Origin of the sequence: Desulfitobacterium hafniense DCB-2 (genome assembly GCF_000021925.1) — a bacterium.
GTDB lineage: Bacteria > Bacillota > Desulfitobacteriia > Desulfitobacteriales > Desulfitobacteriaceae > Desulfitobacterium > Desulfitobacterium hafniense.
On sequence record NC_011830.1, the window covers coordinates 2,625,042 to 2,651,034 of the forward strand.

At 49.8% G+C, this 25,993-nt stretch carries 24 protein-coding genes and 1 riboswitch; all 24 genes read left to right on the plus strand.

What is annotated here, in order from left to right:
- Positions 1 to 14: 14 nt before the first annotated feature.
- The 24 genes from DHAF_RS12055 to DHAF_RS12165 all read left to right on the plus strand — a co-directional run bounded on the left by DHAF_RS12055 (position 15) and on the right by DHAF_RS12165 (position 25,968).
- Entirely contained in the window at positions 15 to 923 is a 909-nt protein-coding gene (locus DHAF_RS12055; protein WP_015944030.1) for a DUF4428 domain-containing protein, read from the plus strand.
- A gap of 35 nt (positions 924 to 958) precedes the next feature.
- A complete protein-coding gene (locus tag DHAF_RS12060) occupies positions 959 to 1,138 on the plus strand; it encodes a hypothetical protein (RefSeq protein WP_015944031.1) in 180 nt (59 codons plus the stop codon).
- Entirely contained in the window at positions 1,135 to 7,758 is a 6,624-nt protein-coding gene (locus DHAF_RS24750) for an S-layer homology domain-containing protein (protein ID WP_015944032.1), read from the plus strand. The genes DHAF_RS12060 and DHAF_RS24750 overlap by 4 nt, the downstream gene beginning before the upstream one ends.
- 13 nt (positions 7,759 to 7,771) lie before the next feature.
- Positions 7,772 to 7,860: riboswitch (cyclic di-GMP riboswitch) on the plus strand.
- Positions 7,861 to 8,274: 414 nt separating this feature from the next.
- Positions 8,275 to 8,694 (plus strand): sigma-70 family RNA polymerase sigma factor, encoded by a 420-nt coding sequence (locus tag DHAF_RS12070; RefSeq protein WP_015944033.1) that lies wholly within the window; start codon positions 8,275 to 8,277, stop codon positions 8,692 to 8,694.
- A gap of 246 nt (positions 8,695 to 8,940) precedes the next feature.
- Entirely contained in the window at positions 8,941 to 9,186 is a 246-nt protein-coding gene (locus DHAF_RS12075) for a hypothetical protein (RefSeq protein WP_041271963.1), read from the plus strand.
- A 140-nt stretch (positions 9,187 to 9,326) separates the two neighbouring features.
- A complete protein-coding gene (locus DHAF_RS12080) occupies positions 9,327 to 9,713 on the plus strand; it encodes a type II toxin-antitoxin system PemK/MazF family toxin (protein ID WP_015944034.1) in 387 nt (128 codons plus the stop codon).
- Positions 9,710 to 9,868 (plus strand): hypothetical protein, encoded by a 159-nt coding sequence (locus DHAF_RS26075; protein ID WP_015944035.1) that lies wholly within the window; start codon positions 9,710 to 9,712, stop codon positions 9,866 to 9,868. The genes DHAF_RS12080 and DHAF_RS26075 overlap by 4 nt, the downstream gene beginning before the upstream one ends.
- 93 nt (positions 9,869 to 9,961) lie before the next feature.
- Entirely contained in the window at positions 9,962 to 11,542 is a 1,581-nt protein-coding gene (locus DHAF_RS12085; RefSeq protein WP_015944036.1) for a recombinase family protein, read from the plus strand.
- A gap of 1 nt (position 11,543) precedes the next feature.
- Entirely contained in the window at positions 11,544 to 12,437 is an 894-nt protein-coding gene (locus tag DHAF_RS12090; RefSeq protein ID WP_015944037.1) for a recombinase family protein, read from the plus strand.
- Complete coding sequence (locus tag DHAF_RS12095) at positions 12,410 to 14,029, plus strand: recombinase family protein (RefSeq protein WP_015944038.1); 1,620 nt, start codon at positions 12,410 to 12,412, stop codon at positions 14,027 to 14,029. The genes DHAF_RS12090 and DHAF_RS12095 overlap by 28 nt, the downstream gene beginning before the upstream one ends.
- A gap of 14 nt (positions 14,030 to 14,043) precedes the next feature.
- Positions 14,044 to 14,784: a metallophosphoesterase family protein gene (locus DHAF_RS12100; protein ID WP_015944039.1), complete on the plus strand. Its 741-nt coding sequence runs from the start codon at positions 14,044 to 14,046 to the stop codon at positions 14,782 to 14,784.
- Between the two features lie 23 nt (positions 14,785 to 14,807).
- Complete coding sequence (locus DHAF_RS12105; protein WP_015944040.1) at positions 14,808 to 15,065, plus strand: DUF7736 domain-containing protein; 258 nt, start codon at positions 14,808 to 14,810, stop codon at positions 15,063 to 15,065.
- Positions 15,066 to 15,079: 14 nt separating this feature from the next.
- Positions 15,080 to 15,361 carry a DUF4314 domain-containing protein gene (locus DHAF_RS12110; RefSeq protein ID WP_015944041.1) on the plus strand — a complete coding sequence of 94 codons (282 nt, stop codon included), beginning with the start codon at positions 15,080 to 15,082 and terminating at the stop codon, positions 15,359 to 15,361.
- 12 nt (positions 15,362 to 15,373) lie between these two features.
- On the plus strand, positions 15,374 to 15,937 hold the full coding sequence (locus DHAF_RS12115) for a hypothetical protein (RefSeq protein ID WP_015944042.1): 564 nt from the start codon (positions 15,374 to 15,376) through the stop codon (positions 15,935 to 15,937).
- 59 nt (positions 15,938 to 15,996) lie between these two features.
- Positions 15,997 to 16,575, plus strand: a complete 579-nt coding sequence (locus DHAF_RS12120) for a hypothetical protein (RefSeq protein ID WP_015944043.1) — start codon at positions 15,997 to 15,999, stop codon at positions 16,573 to 16,575.
- A gap of 83 nt (positions 16,576 to 16,658) precedes the next feature.
- Complete coding sequence (locus DHAF_RS12125) at positions 16,659 to 17,564, plus strand: DUF1016 N-terminal domain-containing protein (RefSeq protein ID WP_015944044.1); 906 nt, start codon at positions 16,659 to 16,661, stop codon at positions 17,562 to 17,564.
- A gap of 411 nt (positions 17,565 to 17,975) precedes the next feature.
- Positions 17,976 to 18,170 carry a glycine zipper domain-containing protein gene (locus tag DHAF_RS12130; protein WP_018307274.1) on the plus strand — a complete coding sequence of 65 codons (195 nt, stop codon included), beginning with the start codon at positions 17,976 to 17,978 and terminating at the stop codon, positions 18,168 to 18,170.
- Between the two features lie 197 nt (positions 18,171 to 18,367).
- On the plus strand, positions 18,368 to 18,919 hold the full coding sequence (locus DHAF_RS12135; RefSeq protein WP_011459628.1) for a GNAT family N-acetyltransferase: 552 nt from the start codon (positions 18,368 to 18,370) through the stop codon (positions 18,917 to 18,919).
- 75 nt (positions 18,920 to 18,994) lie between these two features.
- A complete protein-coding gene (locus DHAF_RS12140) occupies positions 18,995 to 19,864 on the plus strand; it encodes an aminoglycoside 6-adenylyltransferase (RefSeq protein ID WP_005816862.1) in 870 nt (289 codons plus the stop codon).
- Between the two features lie 45 nt (positions 19,865 to 19,909).
- Positions 19,910 to 20,350, plus strand: coding sequence for a GNAT family N-acetyltransferase (locus tag DHAF_RS12145; protein ID WP_015944046.1), 441 nt, complete (start codon positions 19,910 to 19,912; stop codon positions 20,348 to 20,350).
- A 229-nt stretch (positions 20,351 to 20,579) separates the two neighbouring features.
- Positions 20,580 to 20,963, plus strand: coding sequence for a YxeA family protein (locus DHAF_RS12150; protein WP_005816859.1), 384 nt, complete (start codon positions 20,580 to 20,582; stop codon positions 20,961 to 20,963).
- A gap of 239 nt (positions 20,964 to 21,202) precedes the next feature.
- The gene (locus tag DHAF_RS12155) at positions 21,203 to 22,429 is read left to right on the plus strand and encodes a sensor histidine kinase (protein ID WP_005816856.1); all 1,227 of its coding nucleotides are present in this window, start codon (positions 21,203 to 21,205) and stop codon (positions 22,427 to 22,429) included.
- Between the two features lie 456 nt (positions 22,430 to 22,885).
- Positions 22,886 to 23,590 carry an ABC transporter ATP-binding protein gene (locus tag DHAF_RS12160; RefSeq protein WP_005816854.1) on the plus strand — a complete coding sequence of 235 codons (705 nt, stop codon included), beginning with the start codon at positions 22,886 to 22,888 and terminating at the stop codon, positions 23,588 to 23,590.
- Positions 23,590 to 25,968, plus strand: coding sequence for an ABC transporter permease (locus tag DHAF_RS12165; protein ID WP_015944047.1), 2,379 nt, complete (start codon positions 23,590 to 23,592; stop codon positions 25,966 to 25,968). The genes DHAF_RS12160 and DHAF_RS12165 overlap by 1 nt, the downstream gene beginning before the upstream one ends.
- The last annotated feature ends 25 nt before the right edge of the window (positions 25,969 to 25,993 follow it).

Below are 25,993 nucleotides of genomic sequence, written 5' to 3' on the forward strand. Positions count from 1 at the left end.
AGGAGGAACGGGATATGGGCTTATTTTCTAAAAAACCCCCTTGCCCCATCTGCGGCGGCAAGATTCCACTGATTCTGCCATCGAAAATCGAGGGCGAATATATTTGCAACGACTGTTATAGCAAGATTGATATGGGTGCCGACAAGGAAAGCAATCTGACCATGCAGGGCTTTCGGGAGTATCTGACATTCTACGATCAAAACCAAATACTGAAAGGCCAGTTCGTGGTTTCTGAGCGGATTGATTTCGGCCTTTGGGATACCAAAATCATCTTTGATTACCAGAACAAGCTGTTCTGCATGAGCAAAAACCCGGATAAAACCGTGTTCGAAGGAAGGCAATTGAAATCCTTTACCATCAGGGAGGACAGTACCCCTCTGTTTGAGGGTTCAGCGGCAGGCATACGCCGTTATACCAGCACCGTAACCGAACGAGCTATGGCGATGGCACCGCAAATCGCACAGATTGCAGCGAACAAGCGGATGGCACGAACCCTTGACAGGCTGGACGACGGCAAGGTAAACAACTCCGCACCGGTGCAGTATTTTGATATTCCTGAACCCTTTCAGGCGTTTCACGTGGAGCTGCATTTCGACCACCCCTACTGGACGGTGCTCAAATGTGATATGGACGGTCCCCGGTTTAATAACACCCTCCCGGATGTGAACAACTACCTCCGCTCCTATCAGCAAAGTATAGAAGAAATTGAAAAGCTGGTGGCTGCACTTAGGACGGTAGCCTTTTCCGGCGTGGCCGAGCAGTCTGTTGGCCCCGGTATGATGGGAATGGGGGCGTTACATGCCAGCATGGCTCCTCCTGCCGACGCCATCGAAGAAATCAAAAGATACAAGGCGCTCATGGAAGACGGCGTGATTTCCCAGCAGGAGTTTGAGGCAAAGAAAAAGCAGCTCCTTGGGATTTGAAGAAAATCAACCGCCTATGCGGAAGGGGGCATGACATGACCTATGCCTGTGAGGACTGCGGCTTTTTATTCCGCCGGGTGGGAGCGGTAAAGGAATGCCCTTCCTGTGAGAAACCCCATATTCGCCCCGCAACCGAGGAAGAAATCGGGATGCTGGAAAAACTTTTGGAACAAGGAAAAACAAGTTTAGAGATCAAGGAGGGACAGACCTTATGAACAAACGACTACTAAGTATGTTTCTGACGCTGTGCATGATAGTGTCCATGCTGCCGGTTTCGGCAATGGCGGAAGAAATCCATACGACCATTGGCGGGAGCGGAGAAATTATCAGCTTTGCACCGCTGACAGAAACAAAAAAAGCGGTATCACTCGGAACATCCATTGAAGATTTGGAGTTGCCCGAAACGCTGACCGCCACGGTGCGGACGGCCATGCCTGCCGATGAAAATTCCACACAGGATTCCGGCAGCCCGGAAACGGCAACTCCCACAACGACCACCGAGCCTAAATGGAAAGAAACCACCGGGGATATTCCAGTGGAATGGAATTCGTCTGACTACGATCCGAACATCGAGGGCGAATATGCCTTTACGCCGGTGATCGTGGGCTATACGGTCAGCGCCCCGCTGCCGGAGCTTACCGTGGCGGTGGGTGAACCCGTACTTGATATGCGGGGAATCGGGCTGTTGTCGATTGAAGACACCGATGTTGCCGCAATCGACGACACAGGCTATGCCACCCTGCAAGAGGCTGTGAATGCCGTTGCAGAGGGGCAGACTATTAAGCTGCTGGATGACATCAACCTCACAGCTACTGTCGAAACCCTTTCTTCTTCGACTAAGAGCTTCACCCTTGACCTCAACGGCAAGACGCTGAGGTCCTCAGACAAGTTGAACCTCCTGCACCGTGGCAGCGGCACACTAACCGTTACCGATAGCAAAGGTGGCGGCAAGATAGAGCATGGCTCCATCTGGCAAGCCATTAGTAACCTGAACTACGGAACCATCATCGTATCTGATACCGAGATAATAACCACCAGCGGAGATGGACGTGGAATTGTCAACGTCGCTGGAACCCTCGTCGTTTCTCGCAGCAAGGTAAGCGGAGGTACCGGTATTGAAAACAGTTCCGGTACAGTGACTATTTCCAACAGTACAATAACGGGAACATCATCTTCCGGTAACGCTTATGGCATTTATAGCATACAAAAATGCACTATAAATATTTCCGGCAGCACAATATCGGGAGAAGGAAACGGCTCCGGTCTATACGGCATTAGAAATACAAACGGCGGCACAGTGAATGTTTCCGGAAGTCCCTCCGTCATCAAAGGCAAAAGCTATGCTATGCATGGTGTGACGCCGACGCTGAACGGCGTAATAGCCACGGCAAGCACCGACTACGATGGGGGCAGTGCAGTCGCTTATGACGCGGGGAGCATCGCAAGCTACAAATACTTAAAATTTGAGCCTGCCCCTGTTGTCAACTATGACCTATGGGTGGGCGGCGTGCGGGTTACCAGCGATAACAAAGATGGTATCACCGGCGCAGGTATTACTGGAACCGTCATCTATGACAGTGACACAAATACCCTCACACTAAACGGCGCTACTATCAACGGGGCCTATGAAGGGACATGGATTGACAGTACTACATCCGCCTATTACGGCATTTACGCCGACACCGCTTTGAAGATTGAGATGGTGGGAGACAGCACCATCATGGGCAAAAATCTGGCCAATATCGCCAGCATCGGCATCTATACCGGTAGCACGCTGAACCTCTCCGGTAGCGGCAGCTTGTACGTCAGCGGCGGCACAGGAAAATTTAGCGTCGGCATATACAGCGGGGGAAGTATCACAATTGAAGGCGGAAGGGTTACGGCTGTCGGCGCAGCAGCAACCCAGACCTCCATCGGCATAGCCTCTAATGGCAATATAACGATTCACGATGGAGAAGTAGAAGCGTTAGCGAACACTGGTGCAAGCATATCTTGGGGAATGATGGCAACCAACGCTATCACGATTAACGATGGCGAGGTAACTGCAAGCGGAAAAACAGGCTTGCACACAAATGCAGCAGCAGGCTCCGTCACAATCTCCGACGGCATGGTAACTGCAAATGGCTCTGAGGTAGGCATAGCCGGTGCGGTAACTGTCACAGGCGGCACGGTGACAGTCAAAAGTGATGCGAAGGCGCTGAACGGCAGCTTAACGACTTCGGGTTATGAGGGATGCATCGTTACTGCGGGAGCCAATAAAAACGGAGATGGTGCGGGTACGTATAATGCTGCGAACCTCGCAACCTATAAATATATCAAGGTGGAGTCTGCCTCCACACCGCCTGTGCTTACGGAAGTTGGCGACCGCACAGCTCTCCAGTCTGCCATAACCGGTGCGACAGTCGATTTGGATTTGAAGCTTTCCGACAGTTACATCGACACTGTTGGAAAACTCACTATTCCCGGCACTTGTAGCTACAACATCACCATTGACCTAAACGGCAGAACGCTTGCCGGCGCTTCTGTTTCTGCCATTGAATATTTGGGCAGCGGTACGCTGACCATTACCGACAGCGCGGGCGGCGGAATGGTGACCAGCAACGCAATGGGGACGATTTATGCCAACGGTGCCGGCACCGTGAACCTTTCCGGCGGCACAGTGCGAACGGCAGGGAGTACTGAAAGTGTTGCGATTTGGGTCGGCGGTAATAAAACCTTAAATATTACCAGCGGAACGGTGATTGGGATTGGGTATGCCAATTATGCTATATACAGCAAAAACGGAACCGTAAATATTTCTGGTGGAACGGTGAGCGCGACAGGGATTAATGGGAAAGCGATTTGTGGTGAAACCGGTTCCGCCGGCCAATTGAACATATCAGGGGGAACGGTGAGCGCGACGTGGACTGGCGGTATTGCGATTGACCACCAAAACACTACTATTCAAACCGGAACAACCAATATTATTATCCAAGGCTCCAGCAGAGCAATGACATCGCCGCCGACGCTGGTCGGCGGCGTGCAGGACGGGGCAAGCACTAATTACGATGGGAGCGGTTCGGTCGCCTACAACGCGGCGAATATCGCAACCTACAAATACTTAAAGTTTGGGCTTGACGTCATATCGCCTGTGCTTTCATCAGGGAGCGTAAACCGCACAAGCGACACAGCGGCTACAATCGACTTTACCACCGACAAGGCGGGTACAGCGTATTACCTTGTTGTGAACAGCGGCGTGTCCGCTCCAACGAGCATGGCGGTAAAAGCGGGTACTTCTCTCGATTCCGTAAGCGGAACAGTGACGGACAAAGCCGCTACGCTGACGGCGGGGGCAAAAGATATTTATGTGGTCGTGGAGGATTCGGCGGGTAATATCAGCACCCCGTTAAAAATATCGGTGGCGGCGTATGTCGCGCCAGACACCACGGCCCCCACGGTTACTTCGGTAACGGTGCCTACCAACGGAACTTATTTGCCCGGAACTTATTTGGACTTCACAGTAAATTTCAGTGAGAGTGTGGCTGTCACCGGCTCACCGTACATCTCGCTGACGATTGGTTCAAATTCCAGAAATGCAATTTATCAAAGCGGCAGCGGCACAACGGCGCTGGTCTTTCGTTATACGGTACAGGCGGACGACAGCGACAGCGACGGCATCACCGTCGGCGTGTCGTTAAACGCCAGCGGCGGCACCATCCGGGATGCCGCAGGAAACAATGCAAATTTGGCGCTGAACAGCGTGGGCAGCACGGGCGGCGTACTGGTGAATCCCCCGGCTCCTTCTATCACCAGCCAGCCATCCCCTCAAACGGTGGATGAGGGTCAGACGGCTACCTTCTCGGTTACGGCAACCGGAGTGGGTTTATCCTACCGGTGGCAGGTTAACACCGGCAGCGGCGTTTCCAACATTTCAAACGGTGGAGTATACAGCGGAGCTGGAACGTCGACATTGACCATCACCGGGGCAACAGCAGGGATGAACGGCTATCAATACCGCGCCGTTGTAGAAGGTACATACTTGCCTGCTGCTACCTCAAATTGGGCCACGCTAACGGTAAACGCCGCGCCTACCTACACCATCACAGCCAGTCCGACCAGCAAGGATTTTGGATCGCTGACAATCGGCTATACTGCCCCGGCAGCGCAGACCGTGACCATCACAAATACCGGAAACTCCAGCGTGACGCTGACCCAGCCGACCAGCACCAACTATACCATCGGTGCACTCAGTACCACCACACTGGCGGCAAACGGCACAGCCACCTTTACCATTACGCCGAAAACTGGTCTTGCAATAGGGAATCACGATGAAACCCTGACCGTAAGCACCGATCATGGCACCAACGCTACGGTGGGATTGAGTTTTGAAGTTACGACGGCTCCTACTTATACCATCATCGCTGACCCGGTAACCAAGGATTTTGGTTCTCTGACAATCGGCTACAGTGCCCCGGCAGCGCAGACCGTGACCATCACAAATACCGGAAACTCCAGCGTGATGCTGACCCAGCCGACCAGCACCAACTATACCATCGGTGCACTCAGTACCACCACACTGGCGGCAAACGGCACAGCCACCTTTACCATTACGCCGAAAACTGGTCTTGCAATAGGGAATCACGATGAAACCCTGACCGTAAGCACCGATCATGGCACCAACGCTACGGTGGGATTGAGTTTTGAAGTTACGACGGCTCCTACTTATACCATCACCGCTGACCCGGTAACCAAGGATTTTGGTTCTCTGACAATCGGCTACAGTGCCCCGGCAGCGCAGACCGTGACCATCACAAATACCGGAAACTCCAGCGTGATGCTGACCCAGCCGACCAGCACCAATTACACCATCGGCACACTCAGTACCACCACACTGGCGGCAAACGGCACGGCTACCTTTACCGTTGCACCGAAAGCTGGACTTGCAGTGGGTAATTATAATGAAACGCTGACCGTAAGCACCGATCATGGCACCAACGCTACGGTGGAATTGAGTTTTGAAGTGACGGCGGTTCCCTACACCGTCACCTTCAACCCGAACGGCGGCACGGTCAGTGAAGCTTCACGCTCGGTTGCATCTGGTACGGCGGTAGGGGCACTCCCGACACCGACACGCTCCGGCAGTTACAGCTTTGACGGCTGGTATACGGCGGCAAGCGGTGGAACTCAAATCTCCGCAAGCACAACCGTCAGTGCAAATGTGACCTACTATGCCCATTGGACTTACACCGGCGGCGGTGGCTCTGGAAGTGGCGGCGGCAGCTCCTCAAACGACAACAGCAGCCCTGTCATCGTCACCCCACCCGCACCGGATAAGCCGAATTCACCCACTCAGGGAGAAATCAAGGTTCCCGGCACAGTGGACGGCAAGGGCAATGTCACAGTGAGCATCATTGACAAAACTGTGACTGACGCTTTTAACAAGGCATTGGCTGAGGCCAAGAAAAACGGCACGGAGCAAAATGGCATCACGGTGGTTCTCCGTGTGGATACCGGCAACAAAACCGGCTCCAATGTTACGGTCAATCTGCCAAAGGCCGTGCAGGATACCATCATTGCAAAGAAAATCGTCAACACCATTGTGGTGGTAGACAACCCCGACATCAGAGTCGGTATGGATTTGGCGACCGTACAGGAAATCAATAAGCAGGCAAAATCTGATGTAAATATCACCGCCACCCGCACGAACAGCGGCAAACTAACAGGCGAGGCGAAAAAGGCAATTGGCAGCCGTCCGGTATTTGACCTCAAGGTGAACTACGGCAACGGCAAGGCGGTCAGCAGCTTCGGCGCAGGCAGCGTATCGGTAACCATCCCCTATACCCTCGGCGCAAATGAAAAGGCAGGGAATGTGCAGGCTGTGTATGTGGACAGCAAGGGTAAGGTGCATTGGCTGGTAAACTCGGTCTATGACAGTGTGGAAAAGGTACTGCGCTTCAGCACCGATCATTTTTCCATCTACGGCATCGGCTATAAACAGGCCAACACCGCATTTACTGACATTGCAGGCCATTGGGCAAAGGAAGATATTGAGTTTGTGGCAAGCCGTGGGCTGTTCGGCGGAACTTCTGAAACCAAGTTCAGCCCGAACACCGCCATGACAAGAGGAATGTTCGTCACGGCGCTGGGGAGGCTTGCAAACGCCGATGTGAGCGGTTACGCAAAGAGCAGCTTCAGCGATGTGCAAGACGACGCCTACTATATGGGCTACATTGAGTGGGCAAGCAAAAATAACATTGTAAACGGGGTTGGCAATGGAAAGTTTGCCCCGGATCAGTCCATCACCCGTGAGCAGATGGCGGTCATTATGAGCAATTATGCCAAGACCATCGGTTATACTCTGCCGAAGGTTCATATCGAAAATATCTTTACAGATAACGCTAAAATCAGTACCTACGCCAAGGAAGCCGTGAAGCAGATGCAAATGGCAGGCGTGATCAGCGGCAAAAACGGCAATCTCTATGACCCGCAGGGTACGGCCACAAGAGCCGAGGTGTCCGCTGTTCTGCGCCGCTTTGTGGAGCTGGCAATTTCCAGCGACACAGCGCAGGGCTGGTCCATGAACGATTCCGGCAAATGGATGTACTTCAAGGACGGCAAGCCCCTCACTGGCAAGCAGGACATCGACGGGGCGACCTATACCTTTGACCAGTACGGTGTGACAGCGGATGTGCCGAAGAATTTGCGGTACACCACCTACACCGTGCAAAAGGGCGATAGCTTCTGGAGCATATCCCGCAAGCTGGGCTGCCCCATGAGCGAGCTGGAACGACTGAACAACAAAAGCCGGTTTTCTCTTATTCTCCCCGGCGAGGTGCTGAGAGTACCGGAGAAGTAAAACAACAAATTAATATAGCTATGGGCAAACCCGGTTAAAGCCGGGGACGCAAAGCCGAGGGTCTAAGGTGTCTTAGGACGCTATGATAGTCTGGCTGCTGACAGTTAAGCAAAGTCTGCCCTTTATACTCGGAGGGCAGACTTTTGCGGCTTTTAACGGATGCTTCAGGTATCAGGATACCGGCTTTCGCTGTGCTATAGCGAGAGAGGTATCCGCATGAAGATATTTAGGTTTTGTCCCTTTCCGAGGTGTAAATAGAGACAGAGCAACTGGTACATACCCTCCTTCACCTCTACAATTTAATTATGCAAGGTTAAAAAAGTCAGCACTTTGCCGTGGGCATCGTGCTGACTTTTTTCTTTCGACAAGAAAATCTATATAGCGACTAAATATTCCAAATAATGGGATGTTTTTCGCTGTTTTTTATATAGGAGAAGTTATTCCGCGCTGCCGCTCTCCTCCGCTTCTGACATTTTGATTCACCATCAAAATTTCAGAAAACGGAGGACAAGCCATATGGCAGAGAAAAAAGAATATCGAATCAAGGTGCAGGGGCAGCTCGTCCCTGTCAGCGAAGAAGTCTATTTGACCTATCACCGCATGAAGCGCCGCGAAATTTATCTGGAGGAAAGGGATACGACAAACGGCGTGTTTTATTACAGCGCCCTGGATACGGAGGGAACCAATGGTGAGGATGTAATTCCCGACCTTGTTTCTCCCCGTGTGGAGGATGCCGCGGTGGACAAGCTGTTGGCAGAAAAGCTCCATCGGTGTCTTGCCCAGCTCACCAAAGAAGAACAGGAGCTAATTTTTACTTTGTTTTTTCAGAATAAAAGTGAGCGTCAACTCGCTGCGGAAACCGGCATTCCACAGAAAACCATCAATGACCGGCGGCACAGAATTCTGGTCAAACTAAAAAAACTTATGAAAATTTAAAAATAATTCCGCTCAACCCCCTCACGAAATCGGCTTAGTAGTGAGGGGGTTTTTCTATTCTCCCTCACAGCTCTTTGAAAACTTCATATCCGATGACCTGAATACGTTAGCTGACGGACCCCGAAAGGGAAAGCGACCCCGGAGGATGCGCCAAGACCACCTGTAGGCAGGCAGCAAGAAAAACGAAATCACTCATTTTTCTGTTCGCTCGTTTCTTTCTGCTCCTATCAAAGACGGCCAAATAAGGTGCAAAGCGGTACCCATCCGACCGGAAAACAGGCTGTGGCAGCCTGTCTTGCAATGATCCCGTCAGCCTATATTGATACTTCTGTCCAGTCACAGCCCCCCTTGACCGGGGGATCACGCAATGAGGGCAGCCGGCAGAGATCCTGGCGGGGGTGGAATTCCCATGATGCGGTGAAGCCAGCCGCAGTTCAGGCCGTCGCCTTTGTTGTGCAAGGCATTGCTTTGCACAGTGCGCTTGGGGAGTAGTGTCGAATTAAGCGCCTTGATTACAGTAAAATGACTTAATGTCAGAAGCGATGGGGATCGCTCTGCCTTCACAGCGGAGCGGTCCCTATATTTGTATCATTAAGAAAAAAGAGGATTTCACATCAAGGAGGTGCAAAGTTTTGGACACAATAAAGCAAGAGATCAGCCGCGGCGATATTTTCTACGCCGATTTAAACCCCGTTGTGGGCAGCGAGCAAGGAGGCATCCGCCCCGTACTTATCCTGCAAAACGACATAGGAAACCGCCACAGCCCCACCACCATCGTCTGCGCCATTACCGGCAGGCCGAAAAAGCCCTTGCCCACCCATGCGGCCATTACCGGAGCCGGAAGACTGTCCAGGGAGTCCTTTGCACTTCTGGAGCAGATACGCACCATTGACCGATCCCGGTTTCGGGGCTTTATCGGCAGGCTGGACGAGCAGGAGATGGAAGAAATCAACCAGGCACTTTCTATCAGCGTCGGACTGAGTCCGGCGATTTTTTTATTTGGGAGGGAAACGCCATGACAAACACTCAGGTAGTCGATAACCTCATGTTCGTTGCCGCCCTGCAGCAGCTCGTGCAGCTTGCGGCCGCCAAGGGCATGACGGAGCCGGAAATCGAAAAGGTCAAAAAAGACCTGGAACGCAGGCTGCGGCCCACCATTATTGCCCCCTGCTGAACCCCCTGTCTTGTTTTCTGTTTGTTTTCAATTATTTAGTAGCTATGTGCAGGGAGGTGTAGTAGTGTATGTCGTTGAAAGGAGGGAAAAAAGATGTTAAACACCAATTTAGCATCGGCGGAACCGCCGAAAATCACTGTTATATCAGCAAAATCGCAAGAAATCGCAAAGCTTCGCGTGGCGGCATACGCCCGTGTGAGCAGCGACTCGGATGACCAGCAGAACTCCTACATCGCACAGGTGGACTACTACACCAAAAACATTGCCACCCATGAGGGCTGGGAGCTGGCGGACATCTACGCTGACGAAGGAATCACCGGCCTTGTGGCAAGCAAACGGGACGATTTCAACCGCATGATACAGGACTGCCGGGACGGAAAAATCGACCGCGTCCTCGTTAAATCCATATCCCGCTTTGCGAGGAACACCAAGGAGTACATCCAGTATGTGAGAGAACTCCTCCGGCTGGGCATCTCCATCCACTTTGAAAAGGAAAACATCGACACCGGCAAGATGACGTCGGAGCAGATCGCCACCATCTACGGCGCCTTTTCGCAGATGGAATCGCAAAACCACTCCAACAATATGCGGATCAGTGTCCGCATGCGAATGGAAAAGGGTACCTACATTTCGCCTTCAACCCCCTACGGCTATAAGCTGGAGGAACGCGCCCTGGTGATCATCCCTGAGCAGGCCGAGGTGGTGCGCCGCATTTTCACCGCCTATCTGAGCGGTCAGGGCAAGGAAGATATCGCAAACGAGCTGAACCGGATGGGCATCCCACGCACGAAAGACCGAAAGATGTGGTATTCAACCACGATAGGGTATATCCTGACCAATATCTCCTACACCGGGGATATGGTCTGGCAAAAGAGCTTCGCCACCAACGACATCCCCTTCCGGCAGGTGCGGAATAAAGGTGAGAAGCCCAAATACTTCGTGGAGAACTGCCATGAACCGATTGTCTCCCAGGATGAATTCCAGCGGGTGCAGGCACTTCTGGAAACCCGCAGGTTGCAGATAGCGGGCACGGTTTCCTCCGCACTGCTGAAAAAGAAACTCCACTGCGGAAACTGCGGTACCCTATTCCGAAGGAAAATCGTCAATGAAAAGGTCTACTGGGCTTGCCGGAGGCATGACAGCCATAAAGACCTTTGCCCGATTTCTCAGGTACCGGAGGAACAGATTATCACGGCAATCCTCCGAATGTACCACAAGCTGAAACGGCACCGTGAGCAAATCCTGTCGCCGCTCCTAAGTCAGCTCACTGAGCTGAGAGAAAAGGAACTCCGCTCCAACCGCAAGATAAACGACATAGACAAGGAAATAGCGCAGTTAACCGAGCAGAATCTCGTTCTTGTTCGACTCAAGTCGAAGGGATACGTAGATTCTGCTCTTTATTTATCCCAAACCGGCGATATCGACTTCAAGCTGCGGGAACTGCGCCGTCTGCGCCGCCGCATCATGGAAACTACCGGCGAGGATGGGCAGATCAAGGCCACGGAAACAATGCTGGATTATCTGGAGTCCAGCCCTGAGCACTTAGGGGAGCTCACTGAGGAATTGTTTGAAACGCTGGTGGAGAACATCACAATCTCCTCGGAAACCGAGATGAACCTCACCCTATACAACGGGCTCACCCTGAAGGAAACCATGGAAAGGACGGTGCGGTAGCATGACATGGCAGAGAAAAATCCCCTTCGGCTATATGATGAAAAACGGTGAAATCCTGTGCTGCCCCACGGAGTCGGCAACCGTCAAAGAGATTTTCAGGCTTTACTCCGAGGGGATGGCCTACAGCAAGATTGCCGATGAGATGATGCTCCGGGGCATCGCCTATCACAAGCACACCGACCAGTGGAATAAGCACATGGTCAAGCGCATCCTCGAAAATGAACGCTACCTCGGAGAAAAAGAATACCCGCCGATCATCGAATCGGAAACCTTTATGCGTGTCCAGCTTATCAGGGGAGATAAAAATACCTATACTCCTTGCCCGGAGTACATCAAGCCCATCCGTGAAAAGGCGGTCTGCGGTGTGTGCGGCGGGAAGATGGCCAGGGACACAAGAGCATCCAGCAAGGTTCGCTGGTACTGCCAGACGGAAGGCTGTGCCAACCGCCGCTACATAGAGGACGAGGACACCCACACCGCCCTGACAGGACGACTGAACGCACTGGCTCAGAAACCCGACCTCTTTGTCTGGCCCTTCCCAAAGCAGGCCGGAGAGCTGACGCTGGATGCAGCCCGCATCCAGAATGAGGTGATCCGAGAGCTGAACAAAGCGGAGCCGGGTGTAGAATACACCAAAATGCTGATACTGGCCTGCGCCGCCGAAAAGTACAGCGGACTGCCCGATTATACTCCTTATCACCAAATGCAGATACTGCGGGAGAGAATCACAGAGCGCCCGATGGACGATGAGCTCCGCAATGAAATCCTCCAAACCGCCGTACAGGAAATCCGGTTTACAGAGGTTGGCTTGGAGCTGCGACTCATCAACGGAGAAACCCTTGAAGCGAATGGAAAGGAGATTGGACGATGCCTGCGACAGCAACAAGGAAAGTAACGGTTATCCCTGCCGATCCGATATACGCCCAAAAGGATATCCGCAAAAAAACCCTGCGTGTGGCGCCTTACTGCCGGGTTTCCACCAACTCCGAGGAACAGCTCGACAGCTATCAGGCGCAGATTGAATACTACACGGAAAGAATCGCCGCCCAGCCCGAATGGACCATGGTGGATATGTTCGCGGACGAGGGCAAAACCGCCACCTCCACCAAAAAGCGCAAGGATTTCCTGCGGATGATCAAAGCCTGTGAAAAAGGCAAGGTGGATCTGGTCATCACCAAATCGGTATCCCGGTTCTGCCGGAATACGCTGGACGGCCTCGACTATGTCCGCAAGCTCAAGCGAATGGGCGTCGGGGTTTTCTTTGAAAAGGAGAATGTCAACACCCTCTACATGGACAATGAGATGATCCTCACCTTCATGATGAGCCAGGCTCAAGCCGAGAGCGAATCCATGAGCGGCAATATCCGCTGGGGTCACCGCAAGAACTTCAAGGACGGCAAGGTCTACTACCACTATGCGGGATTCCTCGGCTACCGCAAGGGCGAGGACGATCTGCCGGAAATTGACCCGGAGGAAGCGGAAATCGTCCGCAGGGTTTTCTCCCGATATCTGGTCGGGCACAGCGTATCTAAAATCATCGCTGACCTTGAGGCGGACGGCATCAAAACGGTGCGGGGCAAGGAGAAATGGAATGACGGCGTCATCCGCGGCATGCTTAAAAACGAAAAATACATCGGGGACGCCCTGCTACAAAAAACCTTCATCGCTGACCTCTTCACCCGCCAGTCAAAGAAGAACAACGGAGAGCTTCCCCAATATTATGTCGAGAACTGCCATCCCGCCATCATCGACAAGCTGACTTTCCAGCGGGTGCAGGAGGAAATGGCCCGCCGTTCCAGCCTGAGAAAGGTCAGCGCAAACGCTAAAACCGAGCTTGCCAAGTACAGCGGCAAGTATGTGCTGACCGAACTTTTATCCTGCGGGAACTGCGGAAGCCCCTACCGCCGTGTCACATGGACGAGGCCGGAGGGCAAGAAAATCGTCTGGCGGTGCATCAACCGGCTGGAGAACGGCAAAAAGTTCTGCAAGGATGCCCCCACGCTGGAGGAAAGCCGCATCCACGCCGCCGTGGTCTCCGCCATGAACGAAATGTTCAGCCTGAAAACCATGAAATCTCTGCTGCAGGACAGCATCCTGTCCGCCCTTTCAGGGAACAGCGGAGAAACAAGCATCGCAGCCATCGACAGCAGACTGTCGGAGCTGCGGGCACGGCAATATGAGCTCCTCCAATTCGCCGCGTCTGTGGGCGCAGACTCTACCCAATACGATGAGGATTTGAACAAAGTCAGCATGGAGTTTTCCGCACTGGTCTCAAAACGCAGCGAGCTGGAAAAAAACCAGCAGGGCATCGCACAGGCAGACAAACGAGCCGAGCAGATCGCCGCCGAGCTGGACAAAGTAGACACAGGAATCACCTGCTTTGACGAACTGACGGTGCGGCAGCTCATCGGCGCCATCAAAGTGCTGGATGAAGATAAACTGCTTATCCGTTTCAAGGATGGAACGGAAATCGAGCAGATCATGTAACGGAGGAACCGACCATGATTTATATTACAGGAGACACCCACGGTAATTTCCGCAGATTTGAAAAGGAATACTTTCCCGCAGGGCAGAGCCTGTGCCGCGATGATTATATTATTGTCTGCGGCGATTTTGGGATATGGGATGAAACACCCCAATCGAACCGGGATCTGGACTGGCTGAACAATCAGCCGTTCACCACGCTGTTTATAGACGGCAACCATGAAAATTTTGACCTGCTGAACCGTTTCCCGACCGTGAAATGGAAAGGCGGCGATGTCCATCAGGTGCGGGAGCATATCCTGCACCTGATGCGCGGGCAGGTCTTTGAGATCGGCGGGATGACCTTTTTTACAATGGGCGGCGCTGCTTCCCACGATATCAGCGCAGGCATACTGGAGCCGGACGATCCCGACTTCCTGTATCGCAAGCAGGTACTGAACAGGCACAGGGCGCTGTACCGCATCAACCATATTTCATGGTGGAAAGAGGAACTGCCCTGCGATGAGGAATACGAAACGGCCCTGAAGAATCTGGAGAACGCCGGCTGGCATGTGGACTGCATCCTGACCCACTGCGCTCCCGACAGCATTGCGGCACAGGTATGCCATCCCTACAAGCCGGACCGTCTGACCGGCTTCTTGGAAACGGTCAAGCGCCGGTGCAGCTTCGACTACTGGTTTTTCGGGCACCACCATGACAACCGCACTATTGAGGGGCGATTCATTCTGCAATGGGAGCAGATGGTGGAAATACAATGAGGAAACATATGGAGGAAAAGAGTATGACGCCGAGAGAAGCGATTGCCAAGACTGAAAGCCTCTGGTACGAGGGGAAATCCCCACAGGAAATTGTGGAGTTTCAATTATATGAAGATCGGCAGTGCATGCCTCTGGAGCTTTATCAGGAAGCGGTGGTGAAAGTGCTGGGCCGGCCCGTGTTCACCCATGAATACAAAGAGCCTGAAAAGCTGATAGCCGAATATGAGGCTGTCATGGCTGCGGACGGCAGCCAATCAAAACAGGGCCATGAGATGGCCTGATAGGAGGAATCGTGATGTTTATGGACCACAAGCAGGTACAACGTATCAAGGATCAATACCCGCAGGGAACCCGCATCCGTTTGATTGGAATGGATGACCCCTATGCCCCCATTCTGTCCGGTACGGAGGGAATGGTGAATGTTGTGGATGACATTGGAACGCTTCACTGTACATTTGACAATGGGCGCACTCTCGGCGTCATTCCAGGCGAGGACAGCTTTTCCGTGATCTCGCGCCCGGAGCAGCCTGAGCTGCAGGAAAGCGAAGCCGAGCGGTTCAGCATGAAGATGGAATGAGGGTGAAATAAAATGGAAGAAAAAGATTTGCGGGCGGTCTATATAGACCGCCTGAACGCTATGCTTCCGACAGTGGAGTTTGCAAAGCTGGATCACTCCTGCAATTCGGACGATTTTGGCTACGCAAAAGAGATACTGAAGCGGATGCATGACCTTTGCATTGAGGTATACGGCACGGACTATTTCGACGACTACACCTATGAAATCGTTGATCTTCCCGCCGTCATTCGAGGCCGCAACACCGGCCATATCGGGCTGGGCATCGTAACCCTTGATCTGGAGTCCTCCGGCGAGCATTGGGGAACCTTCTTTCTGACGCCCAAGGGCGTCATTGAACAAGGAGGCGAACATATCACGGCCGCTGAGTCCAAGTACCTGTCAACCGTATATATTCCTTACGAATACTGGTACACCGTCCCTGTCGAGGGGGATATTCATGTGGATTTCGACAATGTCCCGTGGAGGGTGCAGGATCTTCTGAACCATTGCTCTCCGGAACAGCCGGAAATGGAAAAGGACGGCCAGCAGGCGGATGATCCCAATTCAAATCAGCAAAACGGTCCGGCTATGAATTAGCCCCGTATTATTCCCACTTATGACTTTTCAAACTGCAAGGAAACGAATGGAGGAACGATATGAAGCATATTACAACAGATGAACTCCGTACCATGACAGACCGTGAGGGGCTTGTTATCCAGGGCTGTGGCGGTGACCTCTCGGAATGGGTAGACGGCATCAATGAACTGCTGACGCAGGAGGGCATCCTGCAAAACGGCGATACGTTCAAAGATGTTTCGGTCTTTGAGCATAACGGCTGTACCAATCTGCTGTTTTCAATGGAAAATATGGATCTGGACATAGGAAAGCTCGCCATGTGGCGGCTGCAGAGCCATGCAACCTTTGGCGGCACCTGGCTGAGTGATTATCTCCCCAACCGGCTGGGTGTCGATATGAACGGGCCGCCTGTTCAAAAGGAAAAACCCGATTGCGCCCTCATCGGGCAGGACGGCAATATTTTCAATCTGATGGGCATCGCCGCCCGAACATTGAAGGAAAACGGACTTGGGGATCAGGCAAAAGAAATGCGGGAGCGGATCACCGCCAGCGGCAGCTATGACAACGCACTCTGCATCATCGGAGAATATGTCAACATCACCTCTGTCGAAGATGCCCAGGAGCAGGACTGCGGCTTTGAAATGGAGCAAAGCTACTGATACCCTCTTAAAATATCACCGGCAGAGCTGACTCTGCCGGGTACATAAAAACAGGTTCACAACGAGCCGGAAAGGAGAAGCCCATGAAAGCACTGAAAAATGAAAGCTCCCTCTATATGGAGCAGATCGCATCTGCCATAACCGATTGCTACGAAAGCAATGACAAGCCATCCAACCAATCTCTGATGGAGCTTTATACCCTGATCGGCCGATGCATCTGCCGCCAGGGGGAAAAAGCCTTTGTCGCTCACTTGGCCGAAACCCTCGCCATCCGGTTCCCATTGCTGAAAGGCTTCTCCCTTCGCAATCTCCGCAGGATGCGTGACTTTTACCGCACCTACGCAAACGCCCCCGCTCTCATGGAAAAAGCGCAGTCTCTGAGCTGGACGCAAAACGCCGTTATACTGGAGTGCTGCGAAAGCGATGAGCAGCGCTCTTTTTATATCAGACTTGCGGCAGCACAGAACCTTTCCAAGCTGGCCCTCATGAAAGCCATTCAGGAAAATGCCTTTGATATTTTATGTAATGAAGAAAGTCCTGCTGAAAACACTGAACCCGATATTGCCCCTGTAAGCGATATATCGTCCAATACGGGCGTAGACACTACAGCAACCGTTGAAACGGCGTGTGCGCCGTTTGTGCCAGCGTGTGAACCGCTCCGCCAAGGGGGTGATATGCCCAGCAGAGCGGGGAGGTTATCTACCGCGGCCTCCGCATGGAGAGAGAGCAACCGGCAGGCCAAACGCAAAGCAGATGACGATCCGCCTCCGCTCGGTGTCCTCAATCAGCCGCTGCCATATCCTCCGCCTCTCAGGTTTAGAACCGACAAGATGAAGCCACCGCCACCGCAAAACCTTCCACCCAGCGTGCGACCTCAAATGGAAAATCTCCGGGAGCTTTTTATAAGCGCAATAAAACAAAATACCCCCGCCGAATTGACGAGGGCAGTTTTGTGCCAGAACAACTTGTGTCTTTGCACATTATCATAATCCGCAGAGCCAGGATCGAGGCTCACCGAATACAAAGCGCCTCTCTGCATTCGACACCACAAGCATATATAGTTTGCAAACAAATGTCAACAGGTTCTCCTTCGGCATAACTGCTGAACAACTACCAATAATGTTGGATAAGGCCGTGAGTTGCTTATATTAAATCTTCCTGATATAATATTAAAAGTCTTTATTGGGGTCTACAGTTTTATCCTCAGAGGTAAAACTGCTGCTTGATTTTTTAACGGATCGCCATTTTTACGGGGGGTTCGAGAAATTTTTTTTCCACGGTTTTCACAAGTATAATTATAACGACGGTTTGAACGATTTGAATTCTTCGTTCAAGCCGTTTTTTATTAAGATGTGACTCAAAAGTATATCAGGCAGATAAACAGGAAGTTGGTGTACGATATGAAAGAAGATAAAAATAAATACTTAGCAATGGGTATACCACTTGGATTATGCTTTGGCGCTTGTATAGGAATTATTATAGGCATAGTCATGAATGGGGGTAACTTTATATTCTGTATACCTTTAGGAGCCGGATTGGGAATGCTTATTGGTATCGTAGTTGGTTCTGTTTTAGATAGTAACAACAAAAAATAAAGCGATTTCTCAACGGTAAAGATCTTTTTCCGCTATTATTTCAGAAAGACATGCTTTCTTCGCTAAGGGGAAGGTATGTCTTTTCTTATGTAGAATGATGAGATATTATGGATGCGATGGCAATGTACTATGTCAATAAAATTTGATTTGTCGGACGGTTTGAACTGCGGACTATGACTATTACAAGGAGCTGCAAAATGAAATTTTTACTTGGAACGAAAGATTTATTGCTTAAGTCTTCGGACGTTAATTTAACAGAAAGTCTGCTTGAGTATTATTTAAGGAATAAGGCTTTTTTGGAGGAATTTGAACCCAAACGGGACCCCTCGTTCTTTACGTATGAAGGTCAATATAATCAGTTAGAGAAAGAAGTAGTAGATGCAGATCAAAAAGTTTCTTTCCATTTTTATATATTTAAAAAAAATGACGACAAAAAAATAATTGGGTGCATCGGATTAAATAATATAGTTTGGGGAAGCTTCTTATCATGCTTTTTAGGTTATAAATTGGACGGTCAGCATATAAACAAAGGATATATGACCCAAGCGGTTTGTGCCGTTGCAGATTTTGCGTTTAGCGATCTGCATTTGCACAGAATAGAAGGGAATATTATGCCAAGGAATCAAGCTTCGCTACGCGTTCTGGAAAAATGCGGCTTTGTAAATGAAGGAATGTCGAAAAAATATCTTAAAATAAACGATATATGGGAAGATCATGTTCACATGGTACTGATTAATGAGCATATGTGATATATTTTGTGGATAATGGGAAGTCGAAGAATTCCAATTTGAACTGCGGACTGCTTATATTGGAGAGGTGTTTATATGCGTTCGGAAAAAGAGATGATGGAAATAATTTTGAGTACAGCTAAAAAAGATGAACGTATACGGGCAGTGTATATGAACGGCTCCCGTACAAATCCCAATGTACCAAAAGATATTTATCAGGATTATGATATTGTATTTGTCGTAACAGAAACAGACTCGTTTTTAGCGGATAAAGATTGGATAGGGGGCTTCGGAAAACCGTTAATCGTTCAGGAGCCGGATTTAAATGACAATGCATGGGGGGAACAGCATGATTTTTCCCGTCGCTATGCTTGGCTAATATTGCTTGAGGACGGTAACCGCCTGGATTTGGTAATTGAAATAAAGGAAGAGGCTCAAAAGAATTTTATTGGGGATAAGCTGACAATTCTTTTACTTGACAAAGACGGGTTTTTACCCGAAATTCCTCGACCAACAGATGAGGACTATCATTTAAAAAAGCCAAATGAAGCTCAGTATCGCGCTTGCTGTAACAATTTTTTATGGTGCTTGAACAATGTCGCAAAAGGGATAGCACGGGATGAACTGCCGTATGCAATGGAAATGTATAATTGTGTGGTAAGAAATGACCTCAAGGACATGATCTCTTGGTATATCGGCATTAACACTGGCTTTTCAGTTTCAGTAGGTAAAATGGGGAAACATTTTAAAAAGTTCCTAACGCAGGAGCTTTATACGATGTATGCCCAAACCTATTCCGACAGCAGCTATGAAAATTTTTGGGCAGCAATCTTTATAGCTTGTGAACTTTTCCGCAGCATAGCCCCCGAGGTTGCCGATTATTTTGGTTACACCTACAACTGGCAGGACGACAAGAACATGGCAACCTATTTGAACCGTGTTAAAAATAATGATTTTATGCAGTAAAATAATCATTCAAACAAGAATTTAAAGACGAAAGATAGGGTAATAATGGAACTTATAGTAAAAAGATTTGAAGAGCTGACGGCCGAGGAATTGTATGAGATTCTTAAAATAAGAGTTGCAGTGTTTGTTGTTGAACAGAATTGTCCTTATCAGGAGATCGACGGTAAAGACAAACAATCATTTCACATATATCTGAAGGATGATTGCGGAATCCAGGCATATTTACGAGTTGTTGATAAGGGCGTCTCCTTTAATGAGGTATCAATCGGCAGAGTGATCGCTGTGAAAAGACGGTGTGGCATAGGCAGCAGAATCCTCTCAGAAGGAATAAAGTTTGCCAAGAATAGGTTAGGGGCAGCTGCTATAAAAATAGAAGCACAGACATATGCCAAAGAGTTCTATGAACAGCAAGGATTTAAGCAGGTTTCGGAAGAATTCCTTGAGGATGGAATTCCTCATATTCAGATGATACTTGATGTAATTTAGGATAATGACTTATTTACATATAAATTCAATTTAAAGATCAAACGATCGTTAAAAACTTTTTTCATCATGATGCCAAAGAAACCGATAATTTCGGCAGGAAATTTATCGGTTTCTTTTTGTTTCCCTAAGTGTTAAAATAATTATAAATTATTGCTCCCATGCTTAGAACAGGAATCGCAAACGCGGGTTTGATATGATTTTCACGAGATAAATCTAAGGAGAAGTTTCTATGAAAAAGAAACTAGGAGTTATTGCTGTACTTACAATAATCATAGTAATCGGATTGCTGTTTTTATCTACTGGGGGAAAAATGGCAAGTGTTATGCTGGTTGATTACTCACTATCCGAAGATGGCAAGATGATAACCCTAAAAGTGGGGGTAGCAAGTAGTATGGGGTATGTAAGAACGCTTAAAACCAGTGAAGACGGCAATAAAAAACGCATTACCTTTTATTCAACATACGGATTGAACAGTAATATAGGCGCTAAAAATGAATTTCAAGTTGAGTTATCCCCATATTGCGATGAAATATATTTTTACAGTGGAAATGATGAATACAAGTTGAAGCTGCAAAAAAGCAGCCAAACAAATGCATGGGAAAGATCTAAGTAACGACATGGGAAATGCAAAAATTTCCAAAGTATCTGTTGGATGGTTGCATAGCTTGGACTCGGATTAATCTCAAAAATCTTTGTTCACTATTTTTCCAGAAAGGTATAATTTTCCGGCAAAGGGGAGTTATATCTTTTTTGTACAGGAAACTATGTACTATCTTAAAATGTAATATTAGCGATATCCTGGAGATTATTTCTGACGAGCAAAGGAATAAGGTTTGAGGGGCGAGATGTTCTATGTTAAAAAGGGCAGTTATGCACAGAGACGCCGCATATAAAATCAAAACACCCATGGATTCAATTAAATGGTGCCGCTATATCGTAAATATCGGGTACATTTGCGTTGCTCTAATGGCCTTCGCCCATGTCGCCTGGTACTTTGGGGCAAGAGATTACCTTGTCAATCCTCCCGACATTTATTTGAAATACTTTATCATTGCGCCCACGATAGGTACTTGTGCCCTGAATTTACTAGCCGATTTATTGGTTCGCTCTGCTCGGGTTCCGATTCAGGCCAAAGAGTATTTGTGCAGCTTTATCCTAGTAATCTATTCCTTCTACCTGATTATGGCTCATGAGATTGCAGTGGTTTTACTATGCACCTTCATGCTTTCCATATTTATTTCGGCAATTTTTTCAAAAGTAAAGATAACCCGTTGGGTTTTTCTGGCGAGTATGCTTTCACTTATGCTGTTTGGCGTTAAAATGTATGTCACCGGGAACATGGACAGCCGTATGGTTATGCAGATATTCATTACCTGCTTAATGTTCGTTGGCTCATATTTAATGGCGAAAATGCTGATACAGCACTATCACGATAATTTCGCGGCGATTACCAGTTCCCATGAAGAAGCGGCTAAAAATGAGCTCGCTTTTCTGCAGGCGCAGATCAAGCCTCATTTTTTGTATAACGCTATCAACACGATGGTATCGTTTTGCCACACGGACAGCGAAAGGGCAGCGAGTCTGCTTATCAATTTCAGTAAATATTTAAGGCTTGTTTTTGACGTCGACCATAAATCAATGCTGGTATCCTTAGAGAGAGAAATCGAATTGATTAAGGCTTATGTTGCAATAGAAAAAGCCCGTTTCGGCGGGCAAATCAGTATTGAATATACGATTGAACCGGAGCTGCTAAGCATGGAAATACCTTCGTTTTGCCTTCAGCCTTTGGTGGAAAACGCGATAAAGCACGGGCTGTGCAAAAAAGCTGCCGGTGGAACCGTCCTTATATCAGCGCAAAAGAGCGAAGGGACTATTATCATAAAGATCAGTGACACAGGGATAGGAATGGGGGCGGAGCAGCTCAATAAATTAAAGAACAGCGAATCGTCAAAGGAAGGAGTCGGCTTTTTCAATGTAAGCAGGCGTGTAAAAAGTTGGCAAGACGCACAGCTTGATATACAGAGCACAGAAGGAGGAGGAACTACGGTAACAATAACACTATCAGACATCATCGCATAAAGAGGTGCTGCAATATATTAACGCAATTATTGTTGACGGCGAAAAGCCTGCACCTGGTATTATAGAAAATATGGTTGCATATGTGTTGTCGGGCCCATAGAATCAGCGCTTAAAGCAAGAAGAAGGAGTCAAAGCAAAAGCTAATCAGTTTAATCATCGCAACGGTTTGAACGATGGATCTTCGTTCAGGCCGTTTTTTTGTTTGCCGCTAAGACGCTCAAACCGTTACCGCGATCAGCCCTGATCATCGGTTGGGAGATCCGGCGGCCGGGTGTGCCCCGAAGTGCGCCATAACATATACAGTTAAAAAATAATTAAATAATGACCATATGGTCATTTACAAGTGGAAAAAGATCTCTTACAATAAATCATAGGGTCGGAAGTTCGAACAAACTAACTTTTGCCTGCTGGACTGAATCCAGCCGAACAGGATGTTTCCATAGAGGAGGGCGGGAAATGGAACCGATGATCAGGCTTACGGAAGTAGTAAAAGAATATATCATGGGTGAAATCAGGATCAGGGCTGCAGACGGAATTTCTTTTGAGGTCGGGCAGGGCGAACTGGTGGTGGTTCTCGGGCCCAGCGGCGCAGGCAAAAGCACTGTGCTCAATATTTTAGGCGGTATGGACAGCGCCACCTCCGGCGAGGTGGTGGTCAACGGCCAGGATATTACGCAGTTCAACCGCAACGAGCTTACCTTATACCGGAGAAAGTGCATTGGCTTTATTTTTCAATTCTATAATCTAATGCCCAATCTCACTGCTCTGGAAAACGTCGAGATCGCGGCACAGATCAGCGACGAGCCGCTGCAAGCGGCCGCGATTCTGGAAAGCGTCGGTCTCGGGGATCGGATGCAAAATTTCCCGGCCCAGCTTTCCGGCGGAGAGCAGCAACGCGTCTCCATCGCCAGAGCGGTGGCCAAAAATCCCACCTTGCTTTTATGCGACGAACCGACGGGCGCGTTGGACTATGTCACCGGCAAAGCGATTCTCAAACTGCTCCACGATGTGAGCCGCAACTTTCAGAAAACGGTGATGATCATTACCCACAACAGTTCCATTGCCCAGATGGCGGATAAGGTGATCAAAATAAAAAACGGCAGAGTGGAAGCCGTTGAAATCAACCGGAATCCTCTGCCCATTGAAAGGATTGAATGGTAATGGTGATCTTCCTGAAAAAATCCTTGCGGGATCTGAAGGAGGCCAAAGGGCAGTTTATATCGGTCCTGGCGGTGGTGATCATCGGAGTCATGTTCTATACGGGCCTGTATTCGGCACTGGACATCTTTTCCGGAGCGGGGCAGAAGTACTTCACGGAATATAGACTGGCCGATTTGTCGAGTACGGTTTACCGGGCGCCGGAAGGGGTAGTCGAGCGGGTAAGGGCGATTCCCGGAGTCAAAATGGCGGAGGGAAGGGTCTTGCAGGATGTCCGGATTTTTATGGAAGACAGGAACGCTGTGGTCAGACTGATTTCCCTTCCCGACCAAAAACGGGCTGTTGTCAACGACATCATGCTCAAAGCAGGCAGCTATTTTTCGGCCGATGCGGCCAACCAATGCCTTGTATCCGAGGATTTCTTCAAGGCCAATCACCTGGTGATCGGCCAGACCATCGAGCCCATTGTGAACGGGGAACGGGTAAAGCTTTCCATTGTGGGAACGGTTAAAGGTCCTGAATACATGTATGAAATCCGCGATGCCACGGAGGTGTTCCCCGATCATGAAAAGTTCGGTGTTATTTATGTTCAAGCCTCCTATTTGCAGACCATCCTCGATTACAAAGGCTCGGTAAACGATATCAGCGTTCTCCTGACCAAAGACGGCGACAGCAAAAAGGTCAAGGCTGAGCTGGAAAAGATGCTGGCTCCTTACGGCCTGGTAAGCACCGTCGAGAAAAAAGATCAGATCAGCTACAGTATGTTTCACTCGGATGAAACGGGACTGCAATCCATGGCGGCGATTTTCCCTATGCTGTTCTTTATCGCCTCTGCGGTCATCATCTATATTACTATGACCCGCATGATTGAAAACCAGCGGACATTGATGGGCGTATTCAAGGCGCTGGGTTACAGCGATTGGGACATTATGCTGCATTACCAGACCTATCCGCTGCTGGTGGGGATCCTGGGGAGCATTCTGGGCTCCCTGATCGGGTTATTCTTCATCGGCGAAGCTCTGCTCGGCATATTCAACAGCTTTTACAATCTGCCGACGGAGAATTCGTCCGTCCAGCTGGCCATGGTGGTGCCGGCTTCGCTTACAGCCTTGTTCTTCTGCGTATTCGCCGGATATAATGCCTGCCGCAAGGAGCTGCGCCTGGTACCGGCGGAGTCCATGCGGCCGAAACCGCCCGCTTCCGGCAGAAAGACGCTGCTGGAAAACCTCGGCTTCTTTTGGCAGCGCCTTAATTTCAGCTGGAAGATCATCTTCCGCAACCTGTTCAGGTATAAGCGGCGCTCAGCCCTGGCCTCCGTCGGGGTCATCTTTTCCATGGCCTTATTGCTCATCGCCCTGGCCTTCCGGAGCTCCATGGGCAACCTGATGGCCATGCAGTATGAAGAAATTCAGAAGTTTGATCTGAAAATCAATTTTACGCAAATGCTGGCGGTCGATGAGCTCAGCACTATCAGAAACCTGGCTCACGTAAAGTCTGTCGAACCGGTGCTGGAGACCGGAATGGAACTTACCTATGGCTGGAAGAAGAAAGATATTGGCGTCCTGGCGCTGGACCGGGAAGCCCAATTATACGGTGTCTATGATCGGAAGGGGAAAGCGGCGATTCTGCCGTCGGACGGGGTCCTCCTGCCCGCCCGGCTCATGGAAACTCTGGGCCTGCAGACGGGCGACCGGGTGACACTTCGCTCTTATTATCCGGGCAAGAACACGGACAGGGATAAAAAAACGGTGGTCGTGAAGGGTGAAACGTCGCAGTTTATCGGACAGAGCGCGGTTTGCAGTATGGATTATATCGATTATCTGTTGGATGAAGGCGCGGTGGTCAATGGGGCCCATATTAAGCTGGACGACGGGCAATATGAAAAAGAAGTGACGGCAAAACTGGAAGATATTTTGACGATCAATACGATCCAGTCCAAAGCGGAAGTGGTCGCCAATACCAACAAGCAGCTCCAATCCATGAACAGTATCATCTTTTTCATGCTGTTCGGGGCTAGTATATTAACCATCGCCGTGATCTACAACATTACGAATATCAATATCTTTGAACGCCGGAGAGAGATTGCCACACTTTCCGTACTCGGCTTCACTTCCGCAGAACTGAAGAGCCTGGTATTCAACGAAAATTTCTTTATCAGCGCCTTCGGGATACTGATCGGTGCCCCTCTGGGCAGGTTTATTGCCGAGGTGGCCATCGATACCCAGGCCACGGAGACCATGCAGCTGCCGATGGTGATGGAGCCGGCCAATTACCTGCTCGCTGCCGCCCTGATTATTGCCTTCACGGCAATCGCCAATTGGCTGCTCAGAAACAAAATAACCGCCATCGATATGGTCGAATCCCTGAAAAGCGCCGAATGAAGGTGCCAACGAGGTAAGGAGGTTG